Consider the following 16071-nt stretch of genomic DNA (forward strand, 5'->3'; position numbering starts at 1 on the left):
CCGATTGCATGAGACATCTCGGCATTCCCTTCGAAGAGACCTCGGTTGCAATCGTGACGGGCGGCGAATCCGGCATCGGCCGTGCCACCGCCCTGAAGCTGGGGAAACGCGGCGTTCCCGTGGTGCTGACTTTCTTCGAAGATGCGGAAGCGGCCGATGCCGTTGTCTCCGCCATTGCCCAAGGCGGGGGCCAGGCAGCGGCGATAAAGGCGGATGTCAGCGACGAGCAGGCCGTGGAGAACCTCTTCACGCTGGCCGAACAGCGCTTCGGTACCGTCGATCTCCTCATCAACTCTGCCGGTCTGAACATGTCCGGCGTCATGCTGCGGGACATGGCGCTGGCTCAATTCGACCGGCTTGTCCGCGTCGATCTCTACGGACCTTTTCTGAGCTGCCGCCGGATGGTGCGTGCTCTGGAAGATGCGGGACGCGGGGGCCGGATCGTCAACGTGTCTTCGATCCATGAACGCGCGCCGCGTCCAGGCGGGGCGGATTACGACGCCGCCAAGGGCGGGCTGGCACAATTGACCGCCACGCTCGCGCTCGAACTGGCGCCGAAGCATATCGCGGTAAACGGCATTGCCCCCGGCATGATCCTGACGCCGATGAACCAGAGCGCGCTGGACCACCCGGACGAGTTGCAGCGAAAGGAGGCCGCGATACCCTGGGGCCGGGCCGGCACGCCGGAAGAAGTTGCCGATCTCATCCTGTTCCTGCTCTCGCCCGCCGCCGATTACATCACCGGAACGACCGTGACGATCGACGGAGCCCTGTCGCTCACCGTCGCCCAGGGAGCCTGAGCCCATGGTTGCTTATGTGGTGGAGGCGCTGGAGGATGTGACGCTCGACGTGGCAGGGCCTGAGGGGCGGCTCGCCCATTACGATCTGATGAGCCCGTTCGTCTGGACGGAGGGCGAGACATATCGAATGCTCGTCCGCGTGCTACCAAGCCCGCTGGGTCCAGCCGACCCTACCGGCGTCATCTGGGGCGGCGATTCCGACGACGGATTGCATTTCCGAATGCGCGAAACTCCGGCGATCATACCGGGGCCCAACCCTGATGACGCTGGTGGATGCGAGGACCCGACGGTCGTGCGGGGCGAGGACGGCGCCTATCTCGTTTTCTACACCGGGGTAGACGCCGCACGTCAGCAAGGCTCGCTGCTGGTGGCGAAAGGGCCGGCGCTTACGGATCTTCACGAGCAGCGAGTCATGCTCACGGCGCCGCGCGGCGAGGGCAATATCAAGGAAGCGACCCTGGCGCAGGGGACGGACGGCTGCCTCAGGCTGTTCTACGAATATGCCAGGGACAATGCCTCGCGGATCGGAATGGCGGTCGGCCCGACGGTGGAGGGGCCGTGGACCGTGGTGGAGGACCCCTTTTCGATCCGTGAAGAGGGCTGGGACAACTGGCACTTGTCGACCGGCCCGATCGTTCAGCAGGACGGGCGCGACCCGGTGATGTTCTACAACGGCGCCACGATGGACGCCCGGTGGCGGATCGGCTGGATCAGTTTCTCCCCCGACTTCGGCAAAGTGACCGGACGCGGCCTCGAACCGCTCATCATGCCGCCTCCGGCAAGGAGCCGCGATGCGACCGACATCGCCTTCGCGGCCTCTTGCCTCGTGATCGGGGACGATATCTGGCTGTACTACTCGCTGGAGGACAAGATCCTGCGGCGGGCCCTGGTTCGCAGCTGTCTCTAGAATCATGCCGGAACCGCGCACCTGACCGGATGTTCGCAGCCCTCATCTCGCGCTGGCAGGGCGCTCTGGCGCTGGAAGTTCCTGACCGTCGGACAGGGACCTTGCGGCGGGATAGTGCCCGATCCTCGGCCCCTTGCGCGCCGCGCGCCTACTCCGCGGTCGCCAGCAATTTGGCGAGCAGCACGCTGAGCTGTTCTTGTTTAAACGGGCCGAGGCCGCTGACGATGGCGTGCTGGTTGGCTGCCTTCCTGCCCCTCATTGCGGGCGTGCTGCGCCAGCCCCTTGCCGACTTGACCCCCGCATGGTGGCTGCACCTCACGGGAACCTTCGAACCCTGCTAGCCGGCGGTTACCCGACGCTTTCCACGTGGAGGCCGGGCTTGCCGGCTTCCAGCGAGAAGCGGGCAATGTCGGCAATCCCCGAATCCTCGCGCCGGGCGTCCGCCAGTCCGCGATAAGTGACGGCAGCACCGCGGGCATCGATGTCGATCCGGCCGTAGCCGCGCACGTCGTTCTCCGCGAAGGCCAGCCCGTTGGTGGCGGCCAGGCGCTTGAAGTCCGGATCCGGCCGGAGCGAGGTGATCGATCCGCCCACGAATTCGGCGGCGATCGGCGCATCGTCCGGACGGTCGGGATTGTGGATGTCGGCGGCGGCGAAGGCGTGGATGTCTCCGCCCAGAGCCAGCGGGTTGCTGGTTCCGGCCTCGGCCCAGCGGCGGAAGATCCGGTCGCGCGCGGCAGGATAGCCGGACCAGTTGTCCGCCGAGTATTCGGCGGCGCCATCCTCGTAATGCTGAACCGTCTGGCGCATCAGCGTCTGCTGGGTGAGCAGGTTCCACTGCGCGGTGCTTTTGCCCAGGCGCTCGTCCAGCCAACGCTCCTGCGCCGCGCCCAGCATCGTGCGGTAGGGGGTATAGAGGTCCGCGCAATTGCCGATGCGGCTGTGATAGGGCTGGTGCGCCTCGATCAGGCCCTCGGGCTGGCAGGCGTGCGGCCCCCGGTACTGGCGGTCGTCGACGATCTGGAACTGAGCCAGGCTGCCCCAATCGAGCGTGCGATAGAGCCGCATGTCCGCCCCGCGCGGTGGGCGCGCCCGCAGCGGCTGGTGCTCGTAATAGGCCTGGTAGGCGGCGGCACGGCGGCGCAGGAATGCGGCCGGATCGCCGTTGCCCTGGTCCAGCGCCCCTGCATAGTCGTTGGCGACCTCGTGATCGTCCCAGGTCAGCGCCCAGGGCGCGGCGTGGTGGGCGGCCTGGAGCAGGGGGTCGAGCTTGTAGGTGGCATAGCGGACCCGATAGCCGGCAAGATCCATCGGTTCGGGATTGCGGTGGAGGCGAACCGCGTCCTTCTTGTTGGGCGCGCCTTCGTAGATGTAATCGCCCAGGAAGAGGATCAGGTCCGGGTCTTCTTCCACGACATGGCGCCAGGCCGCGTAGAAGCCGACCTCGTATTTCTGGCAGGAGGCGAAGCAGAGCCGCAGGCGGTCCACGGCGGCCCCGCGTGCCGGGGCCGTGCGCGTGCGGCCCACCGGGCTGGCTTCGCCGCCGGCGATGAAGCGGTAGAAATAGGCCCGGCCGGGTCGCAGGCCCCCAGCCTCGACATGGACCGAATGGCCCCAGCGCGCCTCGGCGCGGGCCACGCCCGAGCGTACGATCCGCGAGAAGCGCTCATCCTCGGAAACCTCCCAGCGCAAGTCCACCGGGGCCGAAGTCATGCCGCCGTCGGGTGCCATAGGCTGCGGCGCGAGGCGGGTCCAGAGAATCACGCTTTCGGGTTCGGGATCGCCCGAGGCGACGCCGAGCGTGAACAGGCCCGGCGGCAGGCCGGCTGCCGCATGTGCACCGATCGAAAACAGCGTCCCCGCGGCCAGCGCGCCTCCCATGACGGCGCGGCGGGAATAGGCGAGAGGGGCGGTGGGGCGGGTTTCGGTCATGATGGCCGGGCTATCGGCATCCAATGTTACCGAACCGTGACAATCGCCTGCAGGCGCCGGTTCCTGCCCAAAAATGGCGAGGCGGCCGCAACGCAGTCGCAGCAAAAAGAAAGCCGGCCCATGGGACCGGCTTGAAAAGTTTTGGGAGAGGATGCCTGAAAGGCCCGTCCTTCTTGCGCCATGTTGCGGTGCAGCGCAATAGACAAAATTGCATGTGCAGTTGCAGCATCGCCAGCGGGTTGCGATCTGCGACATCTGTCGCAGGGCGTCAGACCATCGGGCTGGCCCGACCGTCGCGGTGGTGGAGCAGGGCGTCTACCGTTTCGAGCGCGCGGTGGAGGCGCGGGTGGTCCACGCTTCCGCCGATCGAGAGTCGCACGGCATGGCGCTGGCACGCCGGATCGACGCGGAAGTGCTCGCTGGAGACTGCCGAGATGCCGAGCGGGCGCATCGCGCTCACCAGTTCGTGAGCGCGAGTCTCTCCCCCCAAAGGGATCCAGAGATGATAGCCCGCAGGCGCCGTGCGGTAGGCGCCTGAAGGCAGGGTGGAAGCGACGATGGCCTGCCGGGCCAGGCATTCCTCGCGCACTTCGCCGACGAGGGTGGCCCAGGTGCCGTCGACCAGCCACTGCGTGCACACGGCCATGTTGAGCGGCGGCGGCATGATCGTGGTCTCGTGCGTATCCGTGGCAAGGCGCATGGCGTCGCGCAGCAGCGGCGCGCGCAGATAGGCCACCCGCAGCGCGGGCGAAATCAGCTTGGAAAGGCTGGCGACATGCCAGGTCCGCTCCGGCGCCAGCGCGGCAAGGGCGGGGATATCGGTCCTGTCCAGGCGCGAGTAGGGATCGTCCTCGATGAGGAGAACGTCGTGGCGGCGCGCGATCTCCACGATCCGCTCGCGCCGCTGCCGGCTGAGCGTGCCGGTCGTGGGATTGTCGTTCTCGGGCACGAGATAGAGCGCACGGATCGGCTGGGCGGTGCAGGCCCGTTCGAACGCGTCAGGGTCGATACCCTCTTCGTCGCCGGTCAGGGGCACGATGGTCATGCCCAGCCTGCGGCAGATCGCGGTCCAGCCCGGATAGACGAAAGCGCCGGTGCATACGGCATCGCCCGGCTGGAGGATGGCGCTGGCCACGGCATGGAGGGCCGTCTGCGCGCCGCTGGTGACCACCACATTGTCCTCGTTCGCCTCGATCCCCGATGCACGGAGCCATAGCGCTCCGGCCACCCGGTCCTCGGGCGCGCCGCCTGCGGGCTGATACTGGAGACGATTGGCGGCAGCCGGTCCGTCCAGCACTTGCTGCAGGCCCTGCGCGAAGCGCCGCGCGAAAGTGCCGGCCGCGGGGACCGGGGGCAGGTTCATCCCGGTATCGAAAGGCGCAACTTCGCTGGAAATGCCGCCTGCAGGCCGATTGCGCACGAAGCTGCCGCGGCGACCTTCGGCATCGATCAGCCCCTGCCGCCGCGCTTCGGCATAGGCGCGGGTGACCGTTCCAGTGTCGATGCCGAGCGCTTCCGCCAATTCGCGCTGCGGGGGAAGACGGTCGCCGGGGGCGAGCTTTCCTTGCTCCAGATCGCGCCCGATGGCCGCGCAGATCGCCAGGTAGACAGGCCCGAGGGCCGGGTCGATCTCCGGCAGCCATTTTTGCGATGTGATTTGCATTGACTTTGTATGCATACAAAACCCATATGATGCAATATCGACTCCAGGGACATTTTTCGGATCGGACCATGACGCAGCCGGATGAATTGCCGCCCAGCAAGGGGCGCTGGATCTTCCATTGCGGGCTGAAGGGCTTGTGTCCGCGCTGCGGAAAAGGCGCGATGTTCCGCAAGTGGCTGAAGTTGCAGGATACCTGTCCCCAGTGCGGCTTGGACTACGGCTTTGCGGCGCCCGACGACGGCCCGGCGTTCTTCTCGCTCTGCATCGTCGCCTTTCCGCTGACGTTCTTCGCCGTCTGGCTGCAGGTCGCGTTCGAGCCGCCGTTCTGGGTCCATCTGCTGACCTCGTTCCCGCTGCTGGGGATCGGATGCATCGTGCCGCTGCAATATATCAAGGGCTGGCTGGTCGCCTCGCAATACGTGAACAAGGCGCAGGAAGCCGGGACCGAGAAGCTTTGGGCCGACCTGAACGCAAGGGCGGAAAAGCATGATGCCTGACCGCTACGGCCACGCAGTGATCGGGATGGCGCGCAGTTTCGTGTCGGGATATCTGGAGGCGGCGGGACGGGCCGATCTTTCGCATATGGTGCGCGCGGGCGAGGGGGATGATTTTCCCGAGGTTCGCGCCGCCGTCGAGATGCTCTCGGTGCAGGCCGATGTCCTGCGGCGATATGAGGAAGCGCTCGGCCAATATGCCGATCCCGGTTTCTGGGACGAGGCGACGCCGGGCGGTGCGCTGGCCTTGCACGACAGCGGCCAGATGGCGCGCAACGTGCTGGGCGGCCGGCCGCCGTTCTTCCACCGCGACTGACGGCGATGACATGGCAAAGAGCCCTGCCGGTCCTGCTGGCAGCCGCCGCCCTCGTGTCAGGCTGCGGGGACGACCGGCGCGAGGAGCGCTTGCGCGCGGCCGGACCCGATCCCTCGTTCGAACGCCTCATGACAGTGGCCGACGCCGATTCCGGCGCGCGCAAGTTCCGTCAATGCGCGGCCTGCCATAGCGTGATCGAGGGCGCGATGGACCGCGGCGGGCCCAACCTTTTCGGGGTATTCGGCAAGCGTTTCGGCACCAACAGCACGCGCTACGGTTACACCGCCGCGCTCACCCGCGCAGGCGGCACCTGGGACGCGAAGACGCTCGACACCTGGATCGCCGGGCCTTCTGCCCTGATTCCGGGCACGACGATGCAGTTCCCCGGCGTGCCGGACCCGCTCGACCGCGCGGACCTGATCGCCTACCTGCGCAGCCAGAAGCCCCAGAGCTAGAGCAGTTTCCCGAAAAGCCGATGCAATCGCCGGCCGGCGTCCCCATATCGCTACCGGGCGGAAGGGTGCATGCAAGGAAAGTCACATGGCCAACGGCTGGGCGCCCGACGGCGCCGTTCAGGACCAGATCGACGACAGCCTCAAGGACGCCGTCTCCATCGCCCGGGCAAGATTGCCGCAGGGTGAGGGGCTGGAGGATTGCGAGGTCTGCGGAGAGACCATTCCCCCCGCCCGCCGCCGTGCACTTCCCGGCGCGCGGACATGCGTTTCCTGCCAGTCCCAGCGCGACAAGCGGCCGGATTTCTCCGGCATCAACCGGCGTGGCAGCAAGGACAGCCAATTGCGCTGAGCACGGCTCCGGCGGGCCGGAACAACTCGGCGCACCACTTCGTTTCCTCGCAAAACGGAGTAGCCCATGGCCGACCACGACAGCGAAGTCTCTACCGTTCCGGCGCTCGATATCGATCGCTACCTCGGAACATGGTTCGAAATCTGCCGCCTGCCTCTCAAGTGGGAGGATGCGCAAGCCCGGGACATTACCGCCACTTATTCCCGCAACCCCGACGGCAGCGTCCGGGTGGAAAACCGCTGCATCGACAAGGACGGGAATCCTGACCGATCGATCGGGCAGGCGTTTCCGATCGACGGCAGCAATGCGCGCCTGAAAGTCAGCTTCCTGCCCCAGTTCCTGCGCTGGATCCCCTTCACTAAGGGCGACTACTGGGTGCTGCGGATATCCTCGGACTATACGGTGGCGCTGGTCGGCACGCCCGATCGCGACAATCTCTGGCTCCTGTCCCGCACCGCCGATCTTGCGCCGGACGTGACGGCAGACTTCCTGGGAGCGGCCGAGCGCGAGGGCTTCGACTTGTCCGGGCTGATCACGCCGGTTCAGAGCGGATATGCCGTGCCGGAGGCGGCCTTCACCGACTGATGCAGAGGCTTCCCTTGGGCTTGCGGTCATGTATGGTGGAATAAGATAACACCATATGGGATCGATGCGGCGGGGCGCCGGCTTTTCGACCCGAACCGGGAGCATAAATGTCCAGCAGCCACTGCGATCGCCGTACTTTCGCGTTATCCGTGCTGGCGCTGCCGCTTCTGGCGCAGACCGGCGGTGCGGGGGCGGAGCCGGACATTGCAGTGTCGATCGTCAGCTTCGGTGCAAAGGCGGATGGCGTCACCATCAACACCCGCGCGATCCAGGCGGCGATAGACAGCCTCTCCAAACGGGGCGGCGGGACGGTGGTGGTGCCGAAGGGCGTTTTCGTCAGCGGCGCGCTATTTCTCAAGCCGAGAGTCCACCTTCATCTCGCCGAAGGAGCGGTGCTGCGCTGTACCACGCGGATGGAAAATTTCCCGCCGCGCCGCACCCGCATCGAGGGGCATTTCGAGCCCAGCTTTACCCCGGCGCTCATCAATGCGGATGGCTGCCACGGGCTGCGCATCACCGGCAGCGGCACGCTGGACGGTGCGGGGCGCCCGGTCTGGGACCGCTTCTGGAAGCTGCGCAATGCCGCGCCCGTTCCCGACGAGTTCCCGAACCTCGGCCTGCCGCGCGCGCGCCTGGCCCTGATCGAGAATTCGAAGAACGTCCTTGTCGAAGGCGTGACCTTCAAGGATTCCCAGTTCTGGAACCTGCACCTCTATCGCTGCGAGGACGTGCTGGTGCGCTATGCGCGCTTCGAAGTGCCGGACGACTATGCCCAGGCGCCCAGTACCGACGGCATCGATGTCGACAGTTGCCGGCAAGTGACGGTGGACGGCTGCACGTTCTCGGTGACGGACGATTGCATCGCCGCCAAGGGATCGAAGGGGCCGCATGCCCTGGAAGACAGGGACAGCCCCCCGGTGGAGGGGCTGCGCGTGCGCAACTGCCACTTCCGGCGCGGCCATCACGCCCTGGCCTGCGGCAGCGAGGCCACGGTCGTGCGCGATGTCGTGATGGAGAACTGCCGCGTCACCGGCAGGATGGTGCTGGCGCGCCTCAAGCTGCGCGCCGACACGCCGCAGCGTTACGAGGATATCCGCTTCCGGAACATCCGCCTGGATCATGCCGAAGGCACGGTCATGGCGGTGGAGCCCTGGAGCCAGTATACCGACCTCAAGGGCATGGCGCCGCCGATGTCATGGGTGCGCGGGCTGGAGTTTTCCGGCATCAGCGGCCGGTTCGGCGCGCTCGGCACGATCAGGCCCAATCCGGGGCAGACGGAAATCCGCGACGTGCTGCTGAAGAACTTCGCTCTGCAACTGGCCGACGGGGAACTCCACGGGCAGGGCGTGAAGGATATCGTGTTCGATCACGTCATGATAAACGGGAAAGTGCGCAAGGCGCCTGCCGCTCAGGGGTAGGATCGCGCCGGCGCGGGCAGTCCCGTCAGTTGACGGCGTGCGCTGCCTCTTCGCCGGTCGGAGACTGCAGCGCAGCGCGGGCGCGTTCGAGAGCGGTGGTGAAATCGGCGCGGCGGATGTCCTTGGTGGCGCGCACCAGCTTGCGCAGTTCCTGGGCGGTACGTGCGCGCAGGGTCTCGTCGCCGATACGGTCGAATTGCCGGGTTAGCCATTCCACCGAAGCGGGTTTCGCGTTGCGGTGCGAACGGAACGCCAGTTCCACGGGAGGCGCCAGAAACACCAGCGTTGCAATGCCTTCATATGGCGGAAGACCGAACAATTCCACGAACCCTGAACCCTTTTCCTCGATGGCGCCGCGATGCGCTCGAACTATTCATAGGATCGGGTTAGCCAACCCGGTCGCGCGATTGCGACGAACCGTTGACAACGATTGCCGATATAGCCGCGCCGGGTAGAGTGAGGGCGTGAAACGCACAGGGCTTGCGCCGCTTCCGCACGACAATGAGGCCCCGCACGCATCAGCGCGCGAGGCCCAGTCAGGGTCGCACTTCGAATTTTGATGGATCGGCCTCGGAGAGGCCGGGGCTTGGCGGTTACGCGGCGGGAACGGTTCGCTCGCCCGCGATCGGCTGGGCGGCATCGAGGCCGCGGTGACAGCTGCGCAGGACCAGGTCGCTCCATTGCGCCATGTTCTCGGTATAGGCGCGTACGGAATCGGTGATGAACGACACCCCGACTTGCGATGCACTGGCCGGATCGCCGGCCTTTGCCATGCCGTCCAGGCAGGTCAGCAGCCGTTCGCGTGCCGTCGAGACCTGGGCCACGATCTGCGCCTGAATTTCCTGGCCGTTTTCGAGCATCTGTTCCGCGGCGATCCGCGTGGTCGAGGCGAGGTGCTCGCTCATGGACCTGGCGCGATCGATGCCTTGTTCGAAACCTGCGAACTCAATCATGCTTCATCCTCTGTCCAATAGCTGCTTTCGAAGTCGCGAATGCATCACGTCCGTGCTCGGGGCCTCCAGCGGAGACGCGAGGCCCCCAAGCGCCCGGCTAGTCTCCGTCCAGCAGGGCCCAGAGCCGCTGCTGCAGGGCAGCCGATTCCGAAGGCGTGAGCGAAGGACGCCCATCCTTGTCCGAGCGTGACCATGACCGGTGCGCCGGTGCCGCGACATACGACGATCCGCGCAGGTTCGTCCGCCCTCTCCTCGAGCCGATGCTCATGACGATCCAGTTCCTCCTCGCAATAAGTCAGCAAGACCGGACGCGCATTCCCAGGCGCTTTGCCGGTGCATTCGGCGATAATCGTATACTTATTATTATTGTATGCCGTTTGGCGTTCTTGCGAGGGCTTATCTACAGTTCGCACTCGGTTTTAAAAAGAGGAAAACTTTGTACGGCCGCGTACAGTGGTTTGGGGTAGCCCGAAAGGGTAACTCTATTGATCGAAAATGAGTATATGTAAAAATACGGTGCTTTTGCAGGTACTTGCGTGGTGCGTCGGGAAAGCCGCATCTCAAGGAACCTTGGCACGCATCGATCGTTGTATTTTCCTGATAAAATGGAATATCTCTTGGTCGGTCCGGCCAGGGGGAGGGCTCTGCCGATGACAGGCGGATTGAAGACGGGAAAGACCTGCAACAAGTTGTTGCTGGGCATGTCGAAAGACGACCGCGGGCGCGTCGAATCGCTGCTGCGCCGGGAGTGGCTTGCCACCCGGCAGTATCTGGAGCGACGCGGCGAACTTCAGAAAAAGGTCTACTTCATCGAATCGGGCGTGGTTTCCAACCTGGAGACGAGCGACATTCCCATACCGCTGGAAGTCGGCGTGGTCGGCTGCGAGGGTATCGTCGGCGCCAGTGCGATCTGTACCCTGCTTCCGCAGCGGGACAGCTGCGTCCAGATCGAGGGAGAGGCGCTTTCGCTGGATCGCGGGGAATTCCAGACTTTGCTGGAAACGAGCCCGTCGCTGCTTCGCTACCTCCTGCGTTACATCCAGACGCAGATCGTGCAGATCAGCCTTGCCGCCAGCGCCGGCGTGCGGGCCACGGTGCAGCAACGCCTTGCGCGCAAGCTGCTGATGTATCACGACCGCATCGGCAACGACGATCTTGCGCTCACGCATGAGGCGATGTCGATCATCCTCGGCGTCCGCCGGGCCAGCATAACCCACGCCATCCACAACCTGGAAGCCGAGCGCTGGATCAGGGCGCAGCGCGGACTGGTGCATATCCGCGACCGCGCGGGCCTGGTGAAGTATTGCGGGCCGTTCTATGGCGTCGCGGAGGCTCGCTACGCCGAGATCATGGGCCACGAATCCTGAGGCTGCCCTTGCCGCGCGCGCTCGAGGCGGCCGGAAGCAGATCTCACGCAACTTACGGCCGGCTGATCCATTGTGCCCGCATGGAATTTGCGCACCTGCCGACGGGGAGAACGCCTGTGCACAGTCATGATGCCGTCGCTCTGTTCGTAAGGCGTATCCAGCTGAGAAGCGTGGTGTCCGCCGAGGAAGTGGAAGCGATGCAGCAGCTTGGCGGCCGCCGCGTCCATGCCTCGCGCGGGCAGGATCTGGTTCTTCCGGGCCACGGCGTGAACCATGCGATCCTGCTGGTGGACGGCCTGCTGGCCCGGTTCGACCAGATGGCGGACGGCAAGCGGCAGATCACGGCGCTGCACATTCCAGGCGACATGGCCGATCTGCATTCGGTGCCGATGCCGCTCCCTGCCTGGGGCATCCAGGCGCTGGTGCCGTCGGTCGTGCTGCACATTCCGCACGGGGACTTGCGCAGGCTTGCGGATTCCCGTCCCGCGATTGCCAGGGCGTTCTGGCGCGACACCGTGACGGATGCCTCCATCCTGGCGAAATGGACGGCCAATCTCGGCCGGGCCGATGCCGTCACCCGCACGGCGCACCTGATCTGCGAGATGGGCATGCGGATGGAAGCGCACGGCCTGGACGCGCGGGACGATTTCGCCCTGCCGATCACCCAGGCCCAGATGGCCGATGCGCTGGGTCTGACCACCGTTCACGTCAATCGCACGGTTTCCGCCTTGCGCCAGGAATGCGGCCTCCTCTTCGAGCAGGGGCGGGTGCGCGTGGAGAACTGGGACGCCCTGGCCGGTCGCGGCAGTTTCGATCCGGGCTACCTGATGCTGGACGTTCGGGTCTGAGCGCCCGCCGCCGCAAGTGGAGGCGGCAAGATCCATTGACGTGAAAGGGGATAGTGCGGGGCGCCTGCTTGTGCAGGCATCGGCGGAAGACTAGCGGCTTGCGCGGATGGCCGAACAGAGGACGCGCCTGCGATGACCGACGACGAACTGATCGACCATGCCCAGCGGCTTTACGATCTTGCCGCATCGCGGGTGGGATCGCGCCTCGACCTGATCCATCTTCGCGATCTGGTGCCCGATCTGCTCGACCGGCTGCGCTCCCGGATCGATCCCGACCATGAAGGCGAAGGCACGCGTTCTTTCTGACATTCCCGGTATTCTTCGCATGGTCCGCGGACGATGGCGAACAGGAGGGGGCGGCAACGCAGCGCGCCACCGCCCCCCGGTCCATCGTTGTTTAGAGGCGAGGACCGGGCGCGGCCTCTAGAGCGGGTTTGCGCCGACAACAAGCGGTCGGCGGCCATAACCCACCGCCCAGATCGCCGGAAAAGCCCGTCTTGCCGTTCACGCCGGACATGGAAAGGCCGCCCACCGTGCATGGGGGCGGCCTTGATGGAGTGACGGGGCCCGGTCGGGGGTGGGGATTGGGCCCTCGGGGTCTCTGCCTCTTTGAGCAGTCCCGATCTCAACACCCCTGTCGCGAAGAGGTTCCGCCCTTTCGCGGAAAACCGAACATGACGAAGAGTTAATCTGCCGCCCGGATAGCAGTTAAGCCCCGCTTAAGGAGAATTCGGGCTGGACGCGATCCTTTCGAAACGTGGGCTTCGCGCCCCTGGATAACCGCAATGACCCTGATGCAGCCGCTTCTGCCCGTGCCGCCCTCCGTACTCGACGGAGCGGAGGGGCGCGCCGTGGAGGCGAGGCTGCCGGAGCGTTCGGCAGTCCTTCCGGCCACGCGCCTGACGGCATCGGGCCAGGGCGATGTGCTTCGCCGCCATCTCATGGTCGGCCTCGCGCTCAGCCTGGTGGCTCTGGGGATGCTGCTGCACCGGGCCGGGCTGCGGATCGACCCCTGGCGCGTGGGTAACCTGCCCTTCTATCTCGCGGGCGCCCTGGCGCTGGCATGCCGCCATTTCCTTCCCCGGATGCGGTGGCGCCATGCGCAGGCCGGTGCGGCGTTCAGCGAGTATGCGGCGCTGTTCGCCGCGATTTCGCTGATGGGGGCGGCCGCCAGCTATCCGGTCGCCGCGCTCACGCATGGTTATGCCGATGACGCCCTGCAGCGGATCGACGAGGCGCTGGGGTTCGACTGGCTCGCGCTCTATCGCCAGGTCGTCGCGCATCCCTGGCTCCAGGTGCTGGGGACGACCGCCTATCGCAGCATCTACATCACGCCTGCACTGCTGCTGTGGTCGGCGGCAAAGTCCGGACAGCGCGAGGCGGCCTATCGCTTCCTGGCCGGTTTCTGGCTGGCGGCGGTCATCACCCTGGCCGTGTTCAGCCTGATGCCGGCGCTGGGGCCGTTCTCGCATCTGTGGCACCAGCCGATCGTCTACATGCCGGAAAGCGAGCTTTGGCAGCCCGGCCTGATCCCGGCGCTGCGGGCACACGGCGTCCATGTGGTGGACCTGGCGCATCTGCGGGGCATCGTTTCGGCGCCGAGTTTCCACACTGCCGCCGCCGTGCTCTACATCGTCGCGGCCTGGCGGATTCCGGGGCTGCGCTGGCCGGTGATCGCCCTGAATGCGGCGATGCTCCTGTCCACGCCGGTGGAAGGCACGCATTATCTGATCGACATGATCCTGGGCGCGGCGGTGGCGGTAACCGCGCTTTTGCTGCTCGAATGGCATGTGCGACGCCTGAAAGCGGGCGCTGTTCGCGGCTCGCGCTGGACGGCTGCGCGACAATATGGCAGCGAGCGTGCCGCTTCGACTTCCGAAGATCGCAGAGAATTCCATATCGGGCCTCCTTCTCGCCAGGCAGAAGGCGGGTGGGCCCCATGATCGGCTGAACGGGACAACATGGCGAACCAGACTGGCAGCACGCGCGCGGGATCGCCGCTTGAACTGACCCTGCGCGGGGTGCTGCTCGGCGGCGTGATCACGCTGCTCTTCACGGCGGCGAACGTCTATCTGGGCCTCAAGGTTGGCCTGACTTTCGCCACCTCGATCCCGGCAGCCGTGATCTCGATGGCGATCCTGCGCGGGTTCAAGGACTCGACGATCTTCGAAAACAACATCGTCCAGACCGTCGCCAGTGCGGCCGGGACGCTGGCGGCCATCATCTTCGTGTTGCCGGGGCTGGTCATGATCGGCTGGTGGCAGGGCTTCCCTTATTGGACCACGGCCGCGATCACCGGGACGGGCGGCATTCTCGGCGTGCTGTTCTCCGTACCGCTGCGCCGTGCACTGGTGCTGGATACGCCGCTGCCCTATCCCGAAGGCCACGCCGCCGCCGAAGTGCTGCGCGTCGGCTCCGAATCGCGCGAAGGTGCAGAGGAGAGCGCCAAGGGTCTCTCCGTCCTCCTGTGGAACGCGCTGGCGTCCGCCGGCTTCGCGATCCTCACCCAGACGCGCCTTGCCGTGGCGGAAGCCTCGGTCTGGTTCCGCGCCGGGCCCGGTGCGACCGGCATTTCCGGCGGCCTCTCCTTCGCCCTGATGGGCGTGGGGCACCTCGTGGGTATTTCGGTCGGCATGGCCATGTTCCTCGGCCTCGTGGTGGGCTGGTGGGTGCTCCTGCCGATCCTGACCGCGCAGAACCCACTGCCGGGCGGGGCGGAAGTCTGGGCTTCCACCGTATTCTCCGAAAACGTCCGCTTCTTCGGCGCCGGCGTGATCGGCGTGGCTGCCGTCTGGACCTTGCTGCGCATCGCCGGACCGGTCATCGGTGGCGTGCGTTCCGCCCTTGCCGCCAGCCGTGCGCGCCAGGCGGGCGAGAAGCTGGCGGTGGAGGAGCAGGACCTGCCGATCTCCATCGTCTTCATCGGCACGCTCGCCATGCTGGTGCCCATCGCGGTGCTGCTGTGGAGCGTCATCGGCAGCGGACCGCTGGCAGGCTCCGAAATGTTGCTGATTTCCGGCGCGCTGGCCTTCATTCTGGTGATCGGCCTGCTGATCGCGGCGGTCTGCGGTTATATGGCGGGCCTGATCGGTGCGTCCAACTCGCCCGTTTCGGGCATCGGCATCCTCTCGGTCGTGGCGGCCTCGCTCATGCTGGTGGGCCTGTTCGGCCGAGATCAACCGACCGGAACCACCGAGGCGCTGGTGGCCTATGCCCTGATCGTCACCGGCATCGTCTTCGGCGTGGCGACGATCTCGAACGACAATCTCCAGGACCTCAAGACCGGGCAGCTGATCGGCGCGACGCCGTGGAAGCAGCAGGTCGCTCTGGTGATCGGCGTCGTGTTCGGGTCGCTGGTGATCCCGCCGGTGCTGGACCTGCTGAACACCGCCTTCGGCTTTGCGGGCGCGGCCAATGCCGGCCCGAACGCGCTGCCCGCCCCGCAGGCGGCACTGATCTCGACCCTGGCCAAGGGCGTGCTCGGCGGCAATCTCAACTGGACGATGATCGGTTGGGGTGCTGCTGCCGGCGTGGCCTTCATCGTGATCGACGAAGTGTTGGGCGCCATGGGCCGCCTGCGCCTGCCGCCGCTCGGCGTCGGTATCGGCATCTACCTGCCGATGAGCGTGATCCTGCCGACCGTGATCGGATCGGTGCTGGGCTTCTTCTATGACCGCTGGGCCGGGAAGCAGCGCGATCCCGAATTCGCCGAGCGCATGGGTGTGCTCACGGCGACGGGCCTGATCGTGGGCGAAAGCCTCTGGGGCGTCGGTTTCGCCGGGATCGTTGCGGCTTCGGGCAGCGACGCGCCTTTGGCCCTGGTAGGCGACGGCTTCGCCGGACCGGCGCTCGTCGGTGGCACGCTGCTGTTCTTCGTCCTGGTTCATGCGCTCTATCGCCGGACCCGCAAGCTGGTGACTTCGGACTGAAGGCGCTGCCCGGTGCCGCGATCGGCGGCACCGGGAACCGGCAAATCCACTGTCC

17 protein-coding genes are annotated in these 16071 nt (G+C 66.2%); 13 read left to right on the top strand and 4 right to left on the bottom strand.

What is annotated here, in order from left to right; all coding sequences use genetic code 11:
* Positions 1-8 precede the first annotated feature (8 nt).
* Together EDF57_RS23575 and EDF57_RS23580 are read left to right on the top strand one after the other, a co-directional pair.
* A complete protein-coding gene (locus tag EDF57_RS23575) occupies positions 9-800 on the top strand; it encodes a glucose 1-dehydrogenase (protein WP_134096123.1) in 792 nt (263 codons plus the stop codon).
* 4 nt (positions 801-804) lie between these two features.
* Positions 805-1707, top strand: coding sequence for a glycosidase (locus tag EDF57_RS23580; RefSeq protein WP_134096124.1), 903 nt, complete (start codon positions 805-807; stop codon positions 1705-1707).
* A gap of 348 nt (positions 1708-2055) precedes the next feature.
* Here EDF57_RS23580 and EDF57_RS23585 read toward each other — a convergent pair whose 3' ends face one another.
* Together EDF57_RS23585 and EDF57_RS23590 are read right to left on the bottom strand one after the other, a co-directional pair.
* Positions 2056-3639 carry an alkaline phosphatase D family protein gene (locus EDF57_RS23585; RefSeq protein ID WP_134096125.1) on the bottom strand — a complete coding sequence of 528 codons (1584 nt, stop codon included), beginning with the start codon at positions 3637-3639 and terminating at the stop codon, positions 2056-2058.
* Positions 3640-3907: 268 nt separating this feature from the next.
* Positions 3908-5302, bottom strand: coding sequence for a PLP-dependent aminotransferase family protein (locus EDF57_RS23590; RefSeq protein WP_243841263.1), 1395 nt, complete (start codon positions 5300-5302; stop codon positions 3908-3910).
* A gap of 68 nt (positions 5303-5370) precedes the next feature.
* On the opposite strand from EDF57_RS23590, the gene EDF57_RS23595 reads away from it, so the two are divergent.
* From EDF57_RS23595 to EDF57_RS23620, 6 genes are all read left to right on the top strand, one after another.
* Positions 5371-5799 carry a DUF983 domain-containing protein gene (locus tag EDF57_RS23595; RefSeq protein ID WP_134096127.1) on the top strand — a complete coding sequence of 143 codons (429 nt, stop codon included), beginning with the start codon at positions 5371-5373 and terminating at the stop codon, positions 5797-5799.
* Positions 5792-6112 carry a hypothetical protein gene (locus tag EDF57_RS23600; RefSeq protein WP_243841264.1) on the top strand — a complete coding sequence of 107 codons (321 nt, stop codon included), beginning with the start codon at positions 5792-5794 and terminating at the stop codon, positions 6110-6112. The genes EDF57_RS23595 and EDF57_RS23600 overlap by 8 nt, the downstream gene beginning before the upstream one ends.
* Before the next feature lie 5 nt (positions 6113-6117).
* Entirely contained in the window at positions 6118-6567 is a 450-nt protein-coding gene (locus EDF57_RS23605; protein WP_134096128.1) for a c-type cytochrome, read from the top strand.
* An 85-nt stretch (positions 6568-6652) separates the two neighbouring features.
* Entirely contained in the window at positions 6653-6916 is a 264-nt protein-coding gene (locus EDF57_RS23610) for a DksA/TraR family C4-type zinc finger protein (protein ID WP_132269322.1), read from the top strand.
* A 66-nt stretch (positions 6917-6982) separates the two neighbouring features.
* Positions 6983-7501, top strand: coding sequence for a lipocalin family protein (locus tag EDF57_RS23615; RefSeq protein WP_132269324.1), 519 nt, complete (start codon positions 6983-6985; stop codon positions 7499-7501).
* 107 nt (positions 7502-7608) lie between these two features.
* The gene (locus EDF57_RS23620; RefSeq protein WP_134096129.1) at positions 7609-8919 is read left to right on the top strand and encodes a glycosyl hydrolase family 28 protein; all 1311 of its coding nucleotides are present in this window, start codon (positions 7609-7611) and stop codon (positions 8917-8919) included.
* A 25-nt stretch (positions 8920-8944) separates the two neighbouring features.
* On the opposite strand, the gene EDF57_RS23625 is transcribed toward EDF57_RS23620, so the two are convergent.
* Positions 8945-9199 (bottom strand): hypothetical protein, encoded by a 255-nt coding sequence (locus tag EDF57_RS23625; protein WP_134096130.1) that lies wholly within the window; start codon positions 9197-9199, stop codon positions 8945-8947.
* Positions 9200-9512: 313 nt separating this feature from the next.
* The gene (locus tag EDF57_RS23630; protein WP_134096131.1) at positions 9513-9872 is read right to left on the bottom strand and encodes a hypothetical protein; all 360 of its coding nucleotides are present in this window, start codon (positions 9870-9872) and stop codon (positions 9513-9515) included.
* Positions 9873-10573: 701 nt separating this feature from the next.
* Between EDF57_RS23630 and EDF57_RS23635 the strand changes: the two genes are divergently transcribed.
* The 5 genes from EDF57_RS23635 to EDF57_RS23650 all read left to right on the top strand — a co-directional run bounded on the left by EDF57_RS23635 (position 10574) and on the right by EDF57_RS23650 (position 16016).
* Positions 10574-11239 carry a Crp/Fnr family transcriptional regulator gene (locus tag EDF57_RS23635; protein ID WP_166675373.1) on the top strand — a complete coding sequence of 222 codons (666 nt, stop codon included), beginning with the start codon at positions 10574-10576 and terminating at the stop codon, positions 11237-11239.
* Positions 11240-11355: 116 nt separating this feature from the next.
* The gene (locus EDF57_RS23640; RefSeq protein ID WP_243654428.1) at positions 11356-12087 is read left to right on the top strand and encodes a Crp/Fnr family transcriptional regulator; all 732 of its coding nucleotides are present in this window, start codon (positions 11356-11358) and stop codon (positions 12085-12087) included.
* Between the two features lie 132 nt (positions 12088-12219).
* Positions 12220-12393: a hypothetical protein gene (locus EDF57_RS25675; protein ID WP_166675374.1), complete on the top strand. Its 174-nt coding sequence runs from the start codon at positions 12220-12222 to the stop codon at positions 12391-12393.
* A gap of 479 nt (positions 12394-12872) precedes the next feature.
* Complete coding sequence (locus tag EDF57_RS23645) at positions 12873-14030, top strand: phosphatase PAP2 family protein (protein WP_243841265.1); 1158 nt, start codon at positions 12873-12875, stop codon at positions 14028-14030.
* Positions 14031-14048: 18 nt separating this feature from the next.
* On the top strand, positions 14049-16016 hold the full coding sequence (locus tag EDF57_RS23650; RefSeq protein ID WP_132269333.1) for an oligopeptide transporter, OPT family: 1968 nt from the start codon (positions 14049-14051) through the stop codon (positions 16014-16016).
* Positions 16017-16071: the final 55 nt, after the last annotated feature.

The sequence above is a fragment of the Novosphingobium sp. PhB55 genome (assembly GCF_004368805.1).
In the GTDB taxonomy this organism is placed as follows: Bacteria; Pseudomonadota; Alphaproteobacteria; order Sphingomonadales; family Sphingomonadaceae; genus Novosphingobium.

Bases quoted from the DNA above. Each gene is read 5' to 3' on its own strand.
- EDF57_RS23575 (WP_134096123.1), top strand. From the start codon at position 9: ATGAGACATCTCGGCATTCCCTTCGAAGAGACCTCGGTTGCAATCGTG.
- EDF57_RS23580 (WP_134096124.1), top strand. From the start codon at position 805: ATGGTTGCTTATGTGGTGGAGGCGCTGGAGGATGTGACGCTCGACGTG.
- EDF57_RS23585 (WP_134096125.1), bottom strand. From the start codon at position 3,639: ATGACCGAAACCCGCCCCACCGCCCCTCTCGCCTATTCCCGCCGCGCC.
- EDF57_RS23590 (WP_243841263.1), bottom strand. From the start codon at position 5,302: ATGCAAATCACATCGCAAAAATGGCTGCCGGAGATCGACCCGGCCCTC.
- EDF57_RS23595 (WP_134096127.1), top strand. From the start codon at position 5,371: ATGACGCAGCCGGATGAATTGCCGCCCAGCAAGGGGCGCTGGATCTTC.
- EDF57_RS23600 (WP_243841264.1), top strand. From the start codon at position 5,792: ATGCCTGACCGCTACGGCCACGCAGTGATCGGGATGGCGCGCAGTTTC.
- EDF57_RS23605 (WP_134096128.1), top strand. From the start codon at position 6,118: ATGACATGGCAAAGAGCCCTGCCGGTCCTGCTGGCAGCCGCCGCCCTC.
- EDF57_RS23610 (WP_132269322.1), top strand. From the start codon at position 6,653: ATGGCCAACGGCTGGGCGCCCGACGGCGCCGTTCAGGACCAGATCGAC.
- EDF57_RS23615 (WP_132269324.1), top strand. From the start codon at position 6,983: ATGGCCGACCACGACAGCGAAGTCTCTACCGTTCCGGCGCTCGATATC.
- EDF57_RS23620 (WP_134096129.1), top strand. From the start codon at position 7,609: ATGTCCAGCAGCCACTGCGATCGCCGTACTTTCGCGTTATCCGTGCTG.
- EDF57_RS23630 (WP_134096131.1), bottom strand. From the start codon at position 9,872: ATGATTGAGTTCGCAGGTTTCGAACAAGGCATCGATCGCGCCAGGTCC.
- EDF57_RS23635 (WP_166675373.1), top strand. From the start codon at position 10,574: ATGTCGAAAGACGACCGCGGGCGCGTCGAATCGCTGCTGCGCCGGGAG.
- EDF57_RS25675 (WP_166675374.1), top strand. From the start codon at position 12,220: ATGACCGACGACGAACTGATCGACCATGCCCAGCGGCTTTACGATCTT.
- EDF57_RS23645 (WP_243841265.1), top strand. From the start codon at position 12,873: ATGACCCTGATGCAGCCGCTTCTGCCCGTGCCGCCCTCCGTACTCGAC.
- EDF57_RS23650 (WP_132269333.1), top strand. From the start codon at position 14,049: ATGGCGAACCAGACTGGCAGCACGCGCGCGGGATCGCCGCTTGAACTG.